This window comes from Pantoea sp. F_5, assembly GCF_008631595.1.
Lineage (GTDB): Bacteria > Pseudomonadota > Gammaproteobacteria > Enterobacterales > Enterobacteriaceae > Pantoea > Pantoea gossypiicola.
Map to the genome: position 1 here is coordinate 1 of NZ_VWUO01000001.1, position 15,703 is coordinate 15,703.

15 protein-coding genes are annotated in these 15,703 nt (G+C 53.6%); 9 read left to right on the forward strand and 6 right to left on the reverse strand.

Annotated features, from left to right (window positions below; translation table 11 throughout):
* Positions 1 to 189 precede the first annotated feature (189 nt).
* The 3 genes from bamE to nadK all read right to left on the reverse strand — a co-directional run bounded on the left by bamE (position 190) and on the right by nadK (position 3,348).
* Entirely contained in the window at positions 190 to 537 is a 348-nt protein-coding gene (gene bamE, locus F3I44_RS00005; protein WP_098052587.1) for an outer membrane protein assembly factor BamE, read from the reverse strand.
* 186 nt (positions 538 to 723) lie between these two features.
* Positions 724 to 2,385 carry a DNA repair protein RecN gene (gene recN / locus F3I44_RS00010; RefSeq protein WP_150012659.1) on the reverse strand — a complete coding sequence of 554 codons (1,662 nt, stop codon included), beginning with the start codon at positions 2,383 to 2,385 and terminating at the stop codon, positions 724 to 726.
* A gap of 84 nt (positions 2,386 to 2,469) precedes the next feature.
* Positions 2,470 to 3,348 carry an NAD(+) kinase gene (gene nadK, locus F3I44_RS00015; RefSeq protein ID WP_003848582.1) on the reverse strand — a complete coding sequence of 293 codons (879 nt, stop codon included), beginning with the start codon at positions 3,346 to 3,348 and terminating at the stop codon, positions 2,470 to 2,472.
* 122 nt (positions 3,349 to 3,470) lie between these two features.
* Between nadK and grpE the strand changes: the two genes are divergently transcribed.
* Positions 3,471 to 4,052, forward strand: coding sequence for a nucleotide exchange factor GrpE (gene grpE, locus F3I44_RS00020; protein ID WP_150012657.1), 582 nt, complete (start codon positions 3,471 to 3,473; stop codon positions 4,050 to 4,052).
* A 59-nt stretch (positions 4,053 to 4,111) separates the two neighbouring features.
* On the opposite strand, the gene ung is transcribed toward grpE, so the two are convergent.
* Positions 4,112 to 4,792: a uracil-DNA glycosylase gene (gene ung, locus F3I44_RS00025; RefSeq protein ID WP_150012655.1), complete on the reverse strand. Its 681-nt coding sequence runs from the start codon at positions 4,790 to 4,792 to the stop codon at positions 4,112 to 4,114.
* Between the two features lie 242 nt (positions 4,793 to 5,034).
* Here ung and grcA point away from each other — a divergent pair, with 242 nt between their 5' ends.
* Positions 5,035 to 5,418: an autonomous glycyl radical cofactor GrcA gene (grcA, locus tag F3I44_RS00030; protein WP_150012653.1), complete on the forward strand. Its 384-nt coding sequence runs from the start codon at positions 5,035 to 5,037 to the stop codon at positions 5,416 to 5,418.
* Positions 5,419 to 5,636: 218 nt separating this feature from the next.
* On the opposite strand, the gene srmB is transcribed toward grcA, so the two are convergent.
* Positions 5,637 to 6,965, reverse strand: a complete 1,329-nt coding sequence (srmB, locus tag F3I44_RS00035) for an ATP-dependent RNA helicase SrmB (protein ID WP_150019155.1) — start codon at positions 6,963 to 6,965, stop codon at positions 5,637 to 5,639.
* Between the two features lie 164 nt (positions 6,966 to 7,129).
* Here srmB and F3I44_RS00040 point away from each other — a divergent pair, with 164 nt between their 5' ends.
* Entirely contained in the window at positions 7,130 to 7,879 is a 750-nt protein-coding gene (locus F3I44_RS00040) for a tRNA1(Val) (adenine(37)-N6)-methyltransferase (RefSeq protein ID WP_150012649.1), read from the forward strand.
* Here F3I44_RS00040 and nadB read toward each other — a convergent pair.
* Entirely contained in the window at positions 7,864 to 9,483 is a 1,620-nt protein-coding gene (nadB, locus tag F3I44_RS00045; RefSeq protein ID WP_370452829.1) for an L-aspartate oxidase, read from the reverse strand. The two genes, F3I44_RS00040 and nadB, sit on opposite strands and share 16 nt — an antisense overlap.
* 413 nt (positions 9,484 to 9,896) lie before the next feature.
* On the opposite strand from nadB, the gene rpoE reads away from it, so the two are divergent.
* The 6 genes from rpoE to lepB all read left to right on the forward strand — a co-directional run bounded on the left by rpoE (position 9,897) and on the right by lepB (position 15,575).
* A complete protein-coding gene (gene rpoE, locus F3I44_RS00050) occupies positions 9,897 to 10,472 on the forward strand; it encodes an RNA polymerase sigma factor RpoE (protein WP_013358764.1) in 576 nt (191 codons plus the stop codon).
* Positions 10,473 to 10,502: 30 nt separating this feature from the next.
* The gene (gene rseA, locus F3I44_RS00055) at positions 10,503 to 11,156 is read left to right on the forward strand and encodes an anti-sigma-E factor RseA (RefSeq protein ID WP_150012647.1); all 654 of its coding nucleotides are present in this window, start codon (positions 10,503 to 10,505) and stop codon (positions 11,154 to 11,156) included.
* The gene (gene rseB, locus F3I44_RS00060) at positions 11,156 to 12,112 is read left to right on the forward strand and encodes a sigma-E factor regulatory protein RseB (RefSeq protein ID WP_150012645.1); all 957 of its coding nucleotides are present in this window, start codon (positions 11,156 to 11,158) and stop codon (positions 12,110 to 12,112) included. The genes rseA and rseB overlap by 1 nt, the downstream gene beginning before the upstream one ends.
* Entirely contained in the window at positions 12,109 to 12,573 is a 465-nt protein-coding gene (gene rseC, locus F3I44_RS00065; protein ID WP_150019156.1) for a SoxR-reducing system protein RseC, read from the forward strand. The genes rseB and rseC overlap by 4 nt, the downstream gene beginning before the upstream one ends.
* A 218-nt stretch (positions 12,574 to 12,791) precedes the next feature.
* Positions 12,792 to 14,591 carry a translation elongation factor 4 gene (lepA, locus tag F3I44_RS00070; RefSeq protein WP_150012641.1) on the forward strand — a complete coding sequence of 600 codons (1,800 nt, stop codon included), beginning with the start codon at positions 12,792 to 12,794 and terminating at the stop codon, positions 14,589 to 14,591.
* A gap of 9 nt (positions 14,592 to 14,600) precedes the next feature.
* A complete protein-coding gene (gene lepB, locus F3I44_RS00075; RefSeq protein ID WP_150012639.1) occupies positions 14,601 to 15,575 on the forward strand; it encodes a signal peptidase I in 975 nt (324 codons plus the stop codon).
* Positions 15,576 to 15,703: the final 128 nt, after the last annotated feature.

Here is a 15,703-nt window from a genome sequence, read left to right on the forward strand (position 1 = left end):
CAACCTGCTCAACGACAGCCAGTTTAAAAGACAGAGAGTAATCGCGTTGTGTACGTTTAACATACTGTTTCATCACATTCTCCTGAAAACACCGGGTAAATGTGTCAACGCTATTCAGGACGGGTCACAGGCATAAAAAAAGGCGCTCAGTGCGCCTTTTTGCTCTCTTTCAAACGGTCTGTTGTGCAATCAGTCGTTGTTTTTTGACAGATTCTGCTTGTTATCGATGTTAGTCAGAACACCGTTGCCATCAAAGGTCAGCGTCAGCGTCTGCTGCTTCACGCGCTCATGACCAGGCTCCTGACGGAAAACGTAATACCAGACGTTGCTGCCAAACGGATCTTTCATCATCGGCGTACCAAGCGTGTAAGCTACCTGCTGCTGTGTCATACCGTTATGGATCTTGGCCACATCGTTGGCAACCAGATAGTTCCCCTGGTTGATATCAGGACGATAGACCACGCGCTCTAAAGTGGAACATCCGGCGGTCATCATCAACATTACCACTGCCGCGGCAGTCAGCGTTTTACAGCGCATCTATACATTCCTTTTCCGGGGCCAAACGCCTTTAACAGGCGGCTTTCTTGCCATCAAAATCTGAACTCTGCCTGCGGCAGGCTTTATTACTCTGGCGACATAAGTGCCGATGATAATAAACCTTTTCGCCGTTGGAAACCTCTACAGAGCAAGCATATGACCACGGTACGTTAAAAAAGTGCGCTGCTATGCGGCTAAAAGTTCTTTTGCGTTGGCCAGGGTATTGCGTGTCACCTCGCTGCCGCCCAGCAGTCGCGCCAGTTCCTGCAGACGCGCCCGCTTGTCCAGCGGCTGCATATGGGTTTCGGTCATCGCGCCATCGGTCTCTTTGCTGACATAGAAGTGCTGATGTCCGCAACCGGCAACCTGCGGCAGGTGAGTGACGCACATAACCTGGGTCGATTCACCCAGCTGACGCAGCAGTTTACCGACGACAGCAGCGGTCGGGCCGCTGATCCCAACATCCACTTCATCGAAAATCATCGCCGGCGTTTCCATTTTCTTCGCGGTGATCACCTGAATCGCCAGTGCGATACGTGACAGCTCACCGCCCGAAGCGACTTTGCCTAACGGCTGCAGAGGCTGACCCGGGTTGGTGGTCACCTGAAAATCGACGCGGCTCGCGCCATCTGCTGTCAGCTGATCCGGATTAAAGGTCAGCGCGATTTTAAACTGACCGTGTGGCATAGAGAGCAGATGCATACTCTGCGTAATCAGCTGCTGCAGTTCATCGGCAAAGTGGCTGCGCTGCTGATGAAGTTGCTCTGCACTTTGCAGTGCCGCCTGGTAATGTTCACCCACCAGCGATTGCAGGCTTTCCTGATCGCTTTCGTGCTGTGACAGCAACTCCGCTTCCGCCAGCAGCTGCTGATGCAGTTCAGGCAGACCTTCTGGCGTGACGTGATGCTTACGCGCCAGCGCAATCTGGCGGGAAATACGCTTTTCCAGTTCGTACAAGCGATTTGGGTCCAGATCAAGGCTGTCGCAATAGTGACGTAGTTCGTCGCTGGCTTCGCTCAGCTGAATCGCCGCCTCTTCCAGCAGGTTATGAACGCCGTTCAGCTTCTCATCCAGCGAGGTCAGTTCTGAAATCATCTCACGTGCGCTATAGAGCAGGCTGTTGAGATTATTGTCATCGCTGTCTGCTAACAGCTGCAGCGCCTGCTGGCTGGTCGACAGCAGCTGTCCGCTGTTGGCAAGGCGCTTGTACTCCTCGTCAATCTGCTCATATTCGCCCTGCTGCGGCGCGAACTCGTTAAGCTCTTTCAACTGATACTGCAACAGCTCGCGGCGTGATTCGCGCTCCTGCGCCTGCTGCTGATGCAGCGCGAGGGTGCGACAGCTCTGGTGCCAGGTCTGATAACTGGCGCGCATTTGTTGCAGGAGATCGTCGTGCCCGGCATAGGCATCCAGCAGATGCTTCTGATGATCGGGTTTGAGCAGAAGCTGATGGGCGTGCTGACCGTGGATCTGGATAAGCAACTGGCCCAGATCGCGCAGTTGAGAAAGCGGCACCGCCGTGCCATTGATAAAGCCACGGGAACGACCATCAGCGCTGATGACACGGCGCAGCAGGCACTCATTGCCGTCATCGAGTTGATTCTCTATCAGCCAGCGCTGAGCAGAAGGGGAGGACTTAAGCTGAAAGCGGGCGCAGAGGTCAGCCCGGCTGGCACCCTGACGCACCATGTCGGCATCGGCACGGCCGCCCAGACATAATCCCAGCGCATCAATCGCGATAGACTTACCGGCACCGGTTTCACCAGTGATTGCTGTCATGCCGCGTTGGAAATCAATGTCGAGCTCACGAACGATAGCGAAATTACTGATGGTCAGTTGGGCCAGCATAGGTTCACCTGTACGAATAAACACATATGGTTTTTCATACAGTATAAACTGGTTTTTTATCCAGTAAAGAGGAGAGGCCGGTTTTCAGAACAATTTTTTTGACCAGCCTAGCTTTGAACTCAGCGTATTGAAATAGCTGTAGTTTTTAGGATGAATTAAATCAAGATGGCCGGCACTACGTCGAATCAGTACATCTTCACCTTCCTGGATTGGCAGCGCAATCTGGCTGTCACAGCTGATTTCCAGGTCGCTGCGGCGTGAAGAAAAGCGCAGACGGATGGTACTGCTGCTGTTGATAACCAGTGGACGCGCTGACAGCGTATGCGGGAACATCGGCACCAGCACAATGGCCTCCAGTGACGGCGTCAGAATCGGACCACCCGCTGAGAGGGAATAGGCGGTAGAGCCGGTGGGTGTTGAAATAATCAGCCCATCAGAGCGCTGGGAAAAGGCGAACACTTCATCAATGTAAACTTCAAATTCGATCATGTGCGCGACTTTACCGGGATGCAGCACCACTTCGTTGATGGCGGAGCCAATACGCGGTGAGCAGTCAGATTTGCACACCTGCGCTTCCAGCAGAAAGCGGCTCTCGACGAAATAGTTACCCTGAAGCACCTCATCCAGCTGTTGCTGCGCATTGTCCGGGTCAAGGTCGGTGAGAAAACCAAGATTACCGCGGTTAATGCCAATCACTTTGATATCATAGCGCGCCAGCACCCGCGCGGCACCCAGCATGTTACCGTCACCGCCCACAACGACCGCTAAATCAGCCTGTTGACCAATCTCCGCCAGCGTGCCGGTCTGCACGTCGTGAAGCGACAGCTCCTGCGCAATCTGCTTCTCAACGATCACTTGATAACCTTTGGCTGTCAGCCAGCGCCAGAGCATCTCATGCGTGGTTAACGCAGTGGGATGGCGCGGATGACCCACGATACCAATGCAGTTAAAGTGTTTGTTCATCTGGTCGGTGTTCCTTATAAGCCAAAACGGCAAGGCAATGTGATAGGTTCCCTTGAATCCGTCATACCAATCCCCATAATAAGCCAACCAGCGAAATGAATGTGCAAAACGCGGAGAAATTCATGAGTAGTAAAGAACAGAACACCCCAAACGAGCAAGTCTCAGACGAAATTCAGCAGGATCAGCAGCAACCTCAGGAAGCGGAGACGGCAGCAGAGGTGGATCCGCGTGATGAGCGTATTGCCCAGCTCGAAGCTGAATTAGCGCAGTCGCAGAACGGTGTACGCGATGCACAGCTGCGTGCGCAGGCTGAGGTTGAAAACATTCGTCGTCGTGCCGAGATGGACGTTGAGAAGGCGCACAAATTTGCGCTTGAGAAGTTTGCCAACGAGCTGCTTCCGGTCATCGACAGCCTGGAACGTGCGCTGGAAGTGGCCAATAAAGAGGACCCACAGCTGGCATCCATGATTGAAGGCATTGAACTGACGCTGAAGGGCCTGCTCGGTGCCGTGCGTAAGTTCGGTGTTGAAGTGGTTGGCGAAACTGGCGTGCCATTCAACCCTGAAGTTCATCAGGCGATGTCGATGATGGAGTCTGAAGAATTTGAACCTAACCATGTCATGCTGGTGATGCAGCGTGGCTATACGCTGAATGGTCGCCTGCTACGCCCGGCGATGGTTGCGGTTTCTAAGGCTAAGAGCTGATTCAACCCCTGAATCCTGTTACACGGCCGCGCACTGACGCGGCCGTGTGCGTTTGGGCGCTATTCCGGTAAGACCGGCGTCCAGTCCACCGGCTTTTTACCGGCAGCGCTCAGCAATTCATTGGTCGCTGAGAAGTGTTTGCAGCCGAAAAATCCACGATGCGCAGAGAGCGGTGAGGGATGGGGCGCCTGCAACACATGATGGCGCTTGCGATCGATAATGCTGCCTTTCTTCTGCGCATGTGAGCCCCACAGCAGGAAAATCACCCCTTCACGGTGCTGGTTAATCGCCGCAATCACGTTGTCCGTAAAGGTCTCCCAGCCGAATCGCGCATGGGAATGGGCTTTACCTGCTTCAACCGTTAATACCGTGTTAAGCAACATCACTCCCTGTTTTGCCCAGCTCTCAAGAAAGCCGTGATCGGGTTTCCGGAAGCCGGGAATATCCTGCACCAGCTCTTTGTAGATATTCTGCAGTGACGGAGGCACCTGAACCCCTGGCAGAACTGAGAAAGCCAGTCCGTGCGCCTGATTCGGCCCGTGATAGGGATCCTGCCCCAGAATCACGACGTTGACGTCACCGAGTTCCGTCAGGCGAAACGCATTAAACACATCTTTCTGCGGCGGATAGACGGTTACACCCGCGGCGCGTTCATCGGCGACCTGCTTCAGCGTCTCAATAAAATAGGGTTTCTCTTTCTCTTCAGCCAGCACGTCGTGCCAGGTCAGCTTTTCAGCCATGTTTAACTCCCTTAACGTTAGTGGAGTAAGCTTAGCCGTTCCTGCCGCTGACCTGAAGGCAAAAATAATTTGAAAAATACAAATTATTTTTAGTTGGCAGACATTTTGAGATCAATGGGTTAGCTGAAAAGCACGCTGAATGGCTGATTAATATTGATACAGGTCAAGGCTGTTGTGAATGAACGATGGTATACCGGGGCCTCAAATTTGATTTATTCACGTATTATCCGGGAGACGCAATCATGATCACTGGTATCCAGATCACTCAAACTAACAATTCACAACTTCTGAACTCCTTCTGGCTGCTGGATGAAGAGAAAGCTGAAGCGCGTTGCCTGTGTGCAAAAGCGGGCTATGAAGAAGATCAGGTTGTCGCCATCAGCGAACTGGGCGAATTCGCTTACCGTGAAGTGCCGGTTGACATTAAACCGCAGGTGCGCGTTGAAGGCGGTCAGCATCTGAACGTCAACGTGCTGCGTCGTGAAACGCTTGAAGATGCGGTTAAACATCCTGAAAATTACCCACAGCTGACTATTCGTGTTTCAGGCTATGCCGTGCGTTTTAACTCACTGACGCCTGAGCAGCAGCGCGATGTAATCACCCGCACCTTTACAGAAAGTCTGTAAACCGCCTGAATTATCGGGGTGCTGAAAATTAGCGCAAAGCGCACACAGCAATTTTTATTTTTATAATGAAGGAGATAAGCAGTTAACTACCCGGCATGCGGATGCCAGTGTTGTGAAGAAAGCGCACTGGCAGAAGAAACATTCTGAAAAGGCCGTAACTGATTATCAGATAAAAAAAATCGCCTCCTGTGAGGCGATTTTTTTATACGTGTGATGTTTTATTCCGCATTCTCGTTAGCTGGCGTAGTGCCGCTTGCCTTGCGGCGTTTGCCAACATTTTTAGCATCACGATGGCGTTTTTTCACGCGCGGTTTTTCCGTTTCGCTGGCTTTCTTCTCTGCACGCTTCGCCAGCACTTTTTTCGACGGTTTACCCGTGGTTTTAGCATCAGGCGCACGCGTTTCAGGGCGCAGTTCATCAATCACGCGCGCTTTGATCGGCTCATTCACATAGCGGGTGATTTTACCCAGCAGGACGTAATCATGCGCTTCAACCAGTGAAATGGCGATGCCTTTACGGCCCGCACGACCGGTACGACCAATGCGGTGCAGATAGGTATCGGCGGTACGCGGCATGTCATAGTTGAAGACGTGGCTGACATCTTCAACATCAATACCACGCGCGGCGATATCCGTCGCAACCAGCACGTTAACGCGTCCTTCACTCAGACGCTTAATCGCTTCGTTACGCTTGGCCTGCACCATTTCACCTTCAAGATAGCTGCTACGAATCCCCGCTTCGTGCAGCCAGCTCACCAGTTCATGCAGACGTTCACGCTTACGCACAAATACAATGCTGCGCGTCACATCCGGCTGCTTCAGCAGATGAATCAGTAATTTGGTTTTATGCTGCAGATCATCAGCGCGGTAGTACCACTGCTGGATCTTTTTGCGCTCGCGACGGCTCGGATCAGCCTCCAGCTCAACCGGTTCGTTGAGCAGACGCTCGGCGAAGTCACGGATATTGTCGCCTTCCAGCGTGGCGGAAAACAGCATGGTTTGCTTGCGCCAGCGCGTTTCAGCCGCGATGGTTTCGATATCCTGAGCAAAGCCCATATCCAGCATGCGGTCCGCTTCATCCAGTATCAGGGTTTCTACGGCGCGGCAGTCAAAGTTCTCTTCTTTGATGTACTGCAACAGACGGCCCGTGGTCGCGACCACAATGTCCTGATTTTCGCTGAAGACTTCGGCATGGTTCATATAAGCCACGCCGCCGGTGATCGTGGCGATGTCCAGATGCGTATGTTTCGCCAGCTCACGCGCATTATCGGCAACCTGCATCGCCAGTTCACGGGTCGGGGTCACAATCAATATGCGCGGCGGCCCGGATTTCTTGCGCGGAAAATCAAGCAGGTGCTGCAGCGCCGGTAACAGATACGCGGCGGTTTTCCCGGTTCCTGTAGGTGCCGAACCCAGAACGTCACGACCCTCCAGCGCGGGCGGAATTGCAGCGGCCTGGATCACTGTTGGGCGCGTAAAGCCTTTTTCCTGCAACGCTTGTAGCAGGCTTTCGTCGAGTTCGAGTTCGGAAAATGTGGTTACTGTCATGGTCTACCTCAGTTTGGGGCGCTGATTATAGACAGATCAGACTGAATCTTCATCTGTTAATCCGTTTCCGCTGCGCCTGGGGTTGTCTGCCGCGTGAATTCCCTCTGTTGCCACGTTACACTCATGCGCTGCCGGACGGCAGGAAAAAACGATGGTAGTAACGAATGATGCAGGATAAGCCGCGTGAACGGCCACAGTTAAATAAAAACGGTTTTACCTTTAAACAATTTTTTGTCGCGCACGATCGCTGTGCGATGAAAGTGGGAACCGATGCCATTCTGCTCGGGGCCTGGGCACCGGTGGCCGGGGTCAGGCGCATTCTGGATATCGGCAGCGGCAGCGGGCTGATTGCCCTGATGCTGGCGCAGCGTACGCCACCGCAGGTCCAAATCGATGCGGTGGAGTTAGAACCGGAAGCCGCACAGCAGGCGCAGGAGAATGTGCAGCAGTCACCATGGTCTGAACGTATTCAGGTTCATCAGCAGGATATCGCCAGCTGGGCTGAGCAGTGTGATAAACGTTACTCGCTGATTGTCAGTAATCCCCCCTATTTCGCGCCGGGCGTAGCCTGCTCTACCGTGGCACGGGACAACGCACGTGCAACGGCCTCGCTCGATCATCAGACGCTGTTACGCAGTGCAGCCTTATTAATTGAAGAGGAGGGGATGTTCTGCGTGGTGCTGCCCGTCGATATTGGGCAGACGTTTATCACCCTGGCGCAGGCCGATGGCTGGCATCTGCGTTTCCGGCTGGACGTGGCAGAATATGCCCATCGTCCGCCACACCGCGTGGTACTGGGTCTGTCGCCGCAGGCTGGGGAAACGCTGCTGGAGCGTCTCGCAATCCGCGCACCAGATACCCGCTATTCCGATGAGTGGTGTAGCCTGACGCAGAACTTTTACCTCTTCATGTAACCTGGCGGGGTCAAAAGGGTCGGCAGCGCTTCTGGCAGTAAATCCGGGTAGTCACGAATATAGTGCAGGCCGCGACTCTCTTTTCGTTCCAGCGCGCAGCGCACCATCAGGTCAGCGACCTGCACCAGATTTCGCAGCTCCAGCAGGTTATTGGAGAGGCGGAAATGGCGGTAATATTCATCGATCTCCTGCTGAAGCAGGTTGATGCGGCGCAACGCCCGTTCCAGCCGCCGGGTGGTGCGGACGATTCCCATATAATCCCACATGAACAGACGCAGCTCGTGCCAGTTATGCTGGATCACGACGCGTTCATCAGCGTCATCAACCTGACTCTCATCCCAGGCGGGGAGGGTAGTGACGGCTTCAATGCCGGGCAGGGTACGCATCAACGCCTCTGACGCGGACCAGCCATACACCAGACACTCCAGCAGCGAATTGGAGGCCATCCGGTTAGCGCCATGCAGGCCGGTATAACTCACTTCACCAATGGCATACAGGCCATTGACGTCGGTCTGACCGTGCCGATCGACGACGACGCCACCGCAGGTGTAGTGCGCGGCGGGTACAATCGGGATCGGCTCTTTGGTCAGGTCAAAGCCAAAGGTCAGTAACTTCTCATAGATCATCGGGAAATGTGCGCGCACAAACTCTTTAGGCTGGTGGCTGATATCCAGATACATACAGTCGACACCCAGCCGTTTCATCTCGTGATCGATAGCGCGGGCAACAATATCGCGGGGGGCCAGTTCGGCGCGCTCATCAAAGTCGGGCATAAAACGACTACCATCGGGACGTAACAGCCAGGCACCTTCTCCGCGTAACGCTTCGGTTAACAGGAAATTCTGCGCCTGCGGATGAAAAAGGCAGGTCGGATGAAACTGGTTAAATTCCAGATTGGCCACCCGACAGCCCGCGCGCCACGCCATCGCGATGCCATCACCGGAAGCAATGTCAGGGTTAGTGGTATATTGATAGACTTTGGCGGCACCGCCTGTTGCAACGACGACGGCCCGCGCCCGACAGGTTTCGACCTGCTCGCGATTACGATTCCAGATCCACGCACCCACCACCCGGCGTGGGCCAGACAGCCCGATTTTATCTGAAAGAATCAGATCGACCGCGTTAGTACGTTCCAGAATCCGGATGTTAGGGTGGCTTAATGCCTGGCTCACCAGCGTGGTTTCAACCGCGTGGCCGGTAGCGTCAGCGCTGTGCAGAATGCGGCGATGACTGTGGCCGCCTTCGCGAGTCAGGTGATAGCGCATGTCACCCGCCGCATGCGGATCGAGATCAAACGCAACGCCGTTGTCGATCAGCCACTGCACGCAATGCCGGGCATTACTGGCAATAAACGACACGGCCTCACGGTCGCATAATCCCGCGCCGGCAATCAGCGTATCCTCGATATGCGACTCGATGCTGTCCGTCTCATCAAATACCGCAGCAATGCCACCCTGCGCATAAAGAGTTGACCCTTCATTGACCTGCGCTTTACTGAGAACGGTTACCTGATACTGTTTTGCCAGCCGTAACGCCAGCGACAGGCCGGCCGCACCGCTGCCCACAATCAACACATCACACTGATAATCCGGATTCGCATTCATCATAATGTTTAATTTACTAAACAAGACCAGGCCTGAGCATAAGCGCAATGGGGTGTTCTGTGAAGTATTTTAAACACACGACGCGAGCGTTCATCTGGCTCTGATGAAAATCCTTATATAATCAATAGGTTAAGAACAGGCTGCTTCAGCCCTGGTTTTTTATAGCAAACTTATTAAACCTAAAGGATTTAATGATGAAAAAGCTGTTGTCATAGGTTACTCTGCCTGCGATTTACGCTCCTGACACTGAACGAAAACGAACAACCTGTGTTATCTCCATCGGAGCGGTAAATATCACGGCGGGAAGTGAACTTCGCACCACATCACAACTCTAAGCGCATGCTTGCTCAGAACATGAGATGTGCTGGCAGTTACTTTATGCATATGAAAAATTTGGGGAGACATTACCTCGGATGAGCGAGCAGTTAACGGATCAGGTCCTTGTCGAGCGGGTACAGAAGGGAGATCAAAAAGCGTTCAACTTACTGGTGATTCGTTACCAGCATAAAGTGGCGAGTTTGGTTTCACGCTATGTTCCCTCGGGCGACGTGCCTGATGTTGTACAGGAATCGTTTATTAAAGCGTATCGCGCACTGGACTCTTTCCGGGGCGATAGCGCGTTTTATACCTGGCTGTACCGCATTGCGGTAAACACAGCGAAAAATTACCTGGTTGCTCAGGGGCGTCGTCCACCATCCAGTGATGTGGATGCTATTGACGCCGAAAATTTCGAAAGTGCGGGTGCATTAAAAGAAATTTCGAACCCTGAGAACTTAATGTTGTCTGACGAATTGAAACAAATTGTCTTTCGTACCATCGAGGCGCTACCCGAGGACTTGCGTATGGCAATTACCCTCAGGGAACTGGACGGTCTGAGTTATGAAGAGATCGCCGTCATTATGGATTGCCCGGTAGGCACTGTTCGATCACGTATCTTTCGTGCGCGAGAGGCCATTGATAACAAAGTTCAACCGCTTATCCAACGTTAGTGATAACGGCTACTGGAAGGGTACATAGGCATGCAGAAAGAAAAACTTTCCGCTTTAATGGATGGTGAGACCTTAGATAACGAGCTGTTTTCCGCCTTGTCTAAGGACGCAGAACTACAGAAAAGCTGGGCGAGCTATCATCTTATTCGCGATACCATGCGCGGTGATGTGGGTGATGTCCTGCATTTTGATATCTCTGCGCGCGTCGCTGCTGCTATCGAAAAAGAACCGTTGCGTACGGTTACCACGCTGATTCCTGAAGCTCAGCCAGAACCTTCCCGCTGGGAAAAAATGCCGTTCTGGAAAAAGGCGCGTCCGTGGGCTGCGCAACTGACTCAGGTGGGTGTGGCTGCCTGTGTGTCACTGGCCGTGATCGTGGGTGTTCAGCACTACAACCAGCCGCAGGGTAGCGCCACGCAGACCTCTGACTCTCCGGTGTTCAATACGCTGCCGATGATGGGTAAAGCCTCCCCGGTTAGCCTGGGCGTGCCGTCTGATGCCTTTGACACGAACAGCGCTAATCAGCAGGTTCAGGATCAGCGTCGTCGCGTGAACGCCATGCTGCAGGATTATGAACTGCAACGCCGTCTGCACGCTGATCAGCTCCAGTTTGAAACCGATGCGCCAAAACAGGCGCAGGTTGATGTTCCCGGAAACCAGTCATTAGGACAGCAGCAGCAGTAATGAAGCCGTTTTGGTACGCTGTTAGCCTGCTGACAGGCAGCCTGTTATGGTCATCTGCCGCCCCGGCGCAAACTACTGCATCCGGGGCGCTATTGCAGCAGATGGAGCAGGCAAGTCAGAACCTCAACTACGAATTTGCCTATATCAACGTCTCACGCATCGGTATTGAATCGCTGCGCTATCGCCATGCTGTGGTCGATAACCGGATATTTGCACAGCTGTTGCAAATGGACGGGCCTCGTCGGGAAGTAATCCAGCGTGGTAACGATATCAGCTACTTCGAACCAGGCCTTGATCCCTTTTCGCTCCCGGGCAATCATATTATCGACGCTTTGCCGTCGGTGATTTTTGCTGACTTCAACAAACTCGCCACTGCCTACGATTTTATTACTGTGGGTCGCTCGCGCATTGCCGATCAGATGTGTGATGTGCTGCGTATCGTGTCTCGCGATGGCACCCGTTACAGCTATGTGGTCTGGCTGGATGTGGATACCAGGCTACCGCTCCGTATCGACCTGCTTGATCGTGACGGTGAAACGCTGGAACAGTTCCGCGTTATCAGCTTTGCGGTGGATGAAGGGGTACGCAATCTGATGCAGGGGCTGGAGAAAGCGAATCTGCCACCGTCGCTTTCCGTGCCAAAAGGGGACGCGGTGACTGTCGCATGGCAGCCAGGCTGGATACCCGCAGGCATGACGCTGGTGTCGCAAAATCGCCGCACGCTGCCGGGGCTGAACAAAAATATTGAGTCGAAGCTTTACAGCGATGGGCTGTTTAGTTTCGCCATCAACGTGACGCCAGCTGATAAAAGTAGCACAACGCAGACATTGCGCACTGGGCGTCGTACGGTCCAGACCGTTGTGCGCCATAATAACGAAATTGCGGTGATCGGCGAACTACCGCCCTCAACCGCAAAACGTATTGCGGACAGCATCGATCTGGGGTCACAAAAATGATGAGAGAATGGGCCACCGTGGTGGCATGGCAGGATGGCATTGCCACACTGCATACCGAAGCAAAAACCTCCTGCAACAGCTGCCAGGCACGCAAAGGTTGCGGCAGCCATATGCTGAATAAACTCGGCCCGAAGAATGCTCATGTGATGCAGATTGTCAGCAGCAAGCCGCTGCAGCCGGGACAGCGCATTGAGTTAGGCATCAAAGAGAGCAGCCTGCTGGGTTCAGCGCTGCTGGTCTACATGACGCCGCTGTTTGGCCTGTTCGTGGTTGCCGGCCTGTTTCAGTCGCTGTTCAGCAGCGACCTGGCGGCCGCCTGCGGTGCGCTGCTGGGTGGCATCGGCGGCTTTATTGTCGCAAAAGGCGTTTCGATGAAATTTGGCGATCGCGAAGCCTTTCAGCCGGTCATTCTGAACATCGCCCTGCCTCCCGATGCGCTGCGTGTTGAAAGCGAAGCGTAATGTACGTCCAGGCCGCGCACCCCGCGGCCTTTGTCCGTTCTGCCTTGCGCAGATATCTGTTTCGCTTCCACCACGTTCCATTCTTTTATGCGCGGCATTAACAGTGTAATATGCGTCGTCATTAATGAGGCTGACAGGATTGTGGGTAAAGAGCGATCTTCCTGAATGTGTCTGTGCTCAGATTTTCAACTGAATTTTAAGCGAAGATATCCCTATAAATGAAGCACATAAGAAATTTCTCCATCATCGCTCATATCGACCATGGTAAATCTACGCTCTCTGACCGCCTTATTCAGATCTGCGGTGGCCTCTCTGACCGTGAAATGGCTGCGCAGGTTCTTGACTCCATGGATCTGGAGCGTGAGCGTGGCATTACTATCAAAGCACAGAGCGTCACACTCGATTACCACGCGAAAGACGGCGAAACTTACCAGCTCAATTTCATCGATACTCCGGGCCACGTAGACTTCTCTTATGAAGTTTCCCGCTCACTGGCTGCCTGCGAAGGTGCATTGCTGGTGGTGGATGCGGGTCAGGGTGTTGAAGCGCAGACACTGGCGAACTGCTACACCGCGATGGAGATGGATCTGGAAGTAGTGCCGGTTCTGAACAAAATTGACCTGCCTGCAGCCGATCCCGATCGCGCTGCGCAGGAGATTGAAGATATCGTCGGCATCGATGCTGCTGATGCGGTGCGCTGCTCCGCTAAAACCGGCGTCGGCGTTCCGGACGTGCTGGAACGCTTAGTGCGCGATATTCCCCCGCCGGAAGGCGATCCGGAAGCTCCGCTGCAGGCGCTGATTATCGATTCCTGGTTTGATAACTATCTGGGCGTTGTTTCGCTGGTGCGTGTGAAAAACGGCACCATGCGTAAAGGTGACAAGATTAAAGTTCTCAGCACCGGTCAGGTTTATAACGCTGACCGCCTGGGCATCTTTACCCCGAAACGTGTCGATCGTAATGAACTGAACTGTGGTGAAGTAGGCTGGCTGGTCTGCGCCATCAAAGATATTCTCGGTGCACCGGTGGGCGATACCCTGACCACCGCACGCAACCCGGCAGACAAAGCGCTGCCAGGCTTTAAAAAAGTGAAGCCGCAGGTTTATGCCGGTCTGTTCCCGATCAGCTCTGACGACTATGAAGCGTTCCGTGATGCGCTCGGCAAGCTGAGCCTGAACGATGCCTCGCTGTTTTATGAGCCAGAAAGCTCAACGGCGCTGGGCTTTGGTTTCCGCTGTGGCTTCCTTGGTCTGCTGCACATGGAGATCATCCAGGAGCGTCTGGAGCGCGAATACGATCTCGATCTGATTACCACTGCACCGACGGTAGTGTATGAAGTCGTCACCACCGGTGGCGAAATTGTTCATGTCGATAGTCCATCCAAGCTGCCGCCACTGAACAACATCGAAGAACTGCGTGAGCCGATCGCGGAATGTCACATGCTGCTGCCACAGGAGTATCTGGGCAACGTCATCACGCTCTGTATTGAGAAGCGTGGCGTGCAGACCAACATGGTTTACCACGGCAATCAGGTTGCACTGACGTATGAAATTCCGATGGCAGAAGTGGTCCTCGACTTCTTTGACCGTCTGAAATCCACCTCGCGCGGCTATGCCTCGCTGGATTACAACTTCAAACGTTTCCAGCCTTCAGACATGGTGCGCGTCGACGTACTGATTAACTCTGAACGTGTGGATGCGCTGGCGCTGATTACCCACCGCGACAATGCGCCTTATCGCGGCCGTGATCTGGTTGAGAAAATGAAAGATCTCATCCCGCGCCAGCAGTTTGATATTGCGATTCAGGCTGCCATCGGTAACCACATTATCGCGCGCTCAACCGTTAAACAGCTGCGTAAAAACGTTCTCGCCAAGTGTTATGGCGGTGACGTCAGCCGTAAGAAGAAACTGTTGCAGAAACAGAAAGAGGGTAAGAAGCGTATGAAGCAGGTTGGTAACGTTGAGCTGCCACAGGAAGCGTTCCTCGCCATTCTGCATGTCGGTAAGGACAGCAAATAAGGATTTCCAATGGCTAATATGTTCGCCCTGATTCTGGCGATAGCGACGCTGATTACTGGCATCGTCTGGGTAATCGATCGTTTCAAATGGGCACCCGAGCGTCGCGCGAAACAGGCGGCGGCGCAGGCCCAGACCGGTAACGCGCTCGACAGCAAAACGCTGGCGAAAGTCTCTTCACAGCCAGGCTGGGTTGAGACGACCGCCTCCGTGTTCCCGGTGCTGGCCGTGGTTTTCATCGTGCGTTCGTTTATTTACGAGCCGTTCCAGATTCCCTCTGGCTCGATGATGCCAACGCTGCTGATTGGCGACTTTATCCTGGTGGAGAAGTTTGCTTACGGCATTAAAGATCCGATTACCCAGACGACGCTGATCCCAACCGGTCAGCCGAAGCGCGGCGACATTGCGGTATTTAAATACCCGAAAGATCCGAGCCTGGATTACATTAAGCGCGTTATTGGCCTGCCAGGCGATAAAGTCATCTATGATCCTTATAGCAAAACGCTGACGGTGAAACCGACCTGTGGTGACGATAAAGCCTGTGACACAGCGTTGGCAGTGACTTACACCGACGTTGAACCAAGCAACTTTATTCAGACCTTTAGCGGCTTTGATGGCAACGAAACCGGCAACGGTTTTTATCAGGTGCCACAGGGCGATACCCTGCGCGGTGGTCTGCGCATGGCAACCCGCAAAGAGACAATCGATAACGTGACCCATGACATTCTGCTGGTTAATGAAGCGCAGAGTCAGGCGGGCATGTATTATCAGCAGCCGGGTCAGCCGCAGGCGAGCTGGGTCGTGCCAAAAGGGCAATACTTCATGATGGGCGACAACCGTGATAACAGCGCCGACAGCCGCTACTGGGGCTTTGTCCCGGAGCGTAATCTGGTTGGTAAAGCGGTCGCTATCTGGATGAGCTTTGAGAAGCAGGAAGGTCAGTGGCCAACCGGCGTGCGATTCAGTCGCATCGGCGGTATCCACTAATAATTTTGTCTGATTAACAGGCAAATCGGGTGGCCTCCTCAGGGAGGCCACTGCACACCAAACGGAACGTGTTGGACTGCCAGCCCCGTTTGGTATGCAGAGTCACAGACGCAACAAAGAACTGGAAT

Bases quoted from the DNA above. Each gene is read 5' to 3' on its own strand.
- bamE (WP_098052587.1), bottom strand. From the start codon at position 537: ATGCGCTGTAAAACGCTGACTGCCGCGGCAGTGGTAATGTTGATGATG.
- recN (WP_150012659.1), bottom strand. From the start codon at position 2,385: ATGCTGGCCCAACTGACCATCAGTAATTTCGCTATCGTTCGTGAGCTC.
- nadK (WP_003848582.1), bottom strand. From the start codon at position 3,348: ATGAACAAACACTTTAACTGCATTGGTATCGTGGGTCATCCGCGCCAT.
- grpE (WP_150012657.1), top strand. From the start codon at position 3,471: ATGAGTAGTAAAGAACAGAACACCCCAAACGAGCAAGTCTCAGACGAA.
- ung (WP_150012655.1), bottom strand. From the start codon at position 4,792: ATGGCTGAAAAGCTGACCTGGCACGACGTGCTGGCTGAAGAGAAAGAG.
- grcA (WP_150012653.1), top strand. From the start codon at position 5,035: ATGATCACTGGTATCCAGATCACTCAAACTAACAATTCACAACTTCTG.
- srmB (WP_150019155.1), bottom strand. From the start codon at position 6,965: ATGACAGTAACCACATTTTCCGAACTCGAACTCGACGAAAGCCTGCTA.
- F3I44_RS00040 (WP_150012649.1), top strand. From the start codon at position 7,130: ATGATGCAGGATAAGCCGCGTGAACGGCCACAGTTAAATAAAAACGGT.
- nadB (WP_370452829.1), bottom strand. From the start codon at position 9,483: ATGAATGCGAATCCGGATTATCAGTGTGATGTGTTGATTGTGGGCAGC.
- rpoE (WP_013358764.1), top strand. From the start codon at position 9,897: ATGAGCGAGCAGTTAACGGATCAGGTCCTTGTCGAGCGGGTACAGAAG.
- rseA (WP_150012647.1), top strand. From the start codon at position 10,503: ATGCAGAAAGAAAAACTTTCCGCTTTAATGGATGGTGAGACCTTAGAT.
- rseB (WP_150012645.1), top strand. From the start codon at position 11,156: ATGAAGCCGTTTTGGTACGCTGTTAGCCTGCTGACAGGCAGCCTGTTA.
- rseC (WP_150019156.1), top strand. From the start codon at position 12,109: ATGATGAGAGAATGGGCCACCGTGGTGGCATGGCAGGATGGCATTGCC.
- lepA (WP_150012641.1), top strand. From the start codon at position 12,792: ATGAAGCACATAAGAAATTTCTCCATCATCGCTCATATCGACCATGGT.
- lepB (WP_150012639.1), top strand. From the start codon at position 14,601: ATGGCTAATATGTTCGCCCTGATTCTGGCGATAGCGACGCTGATTACT.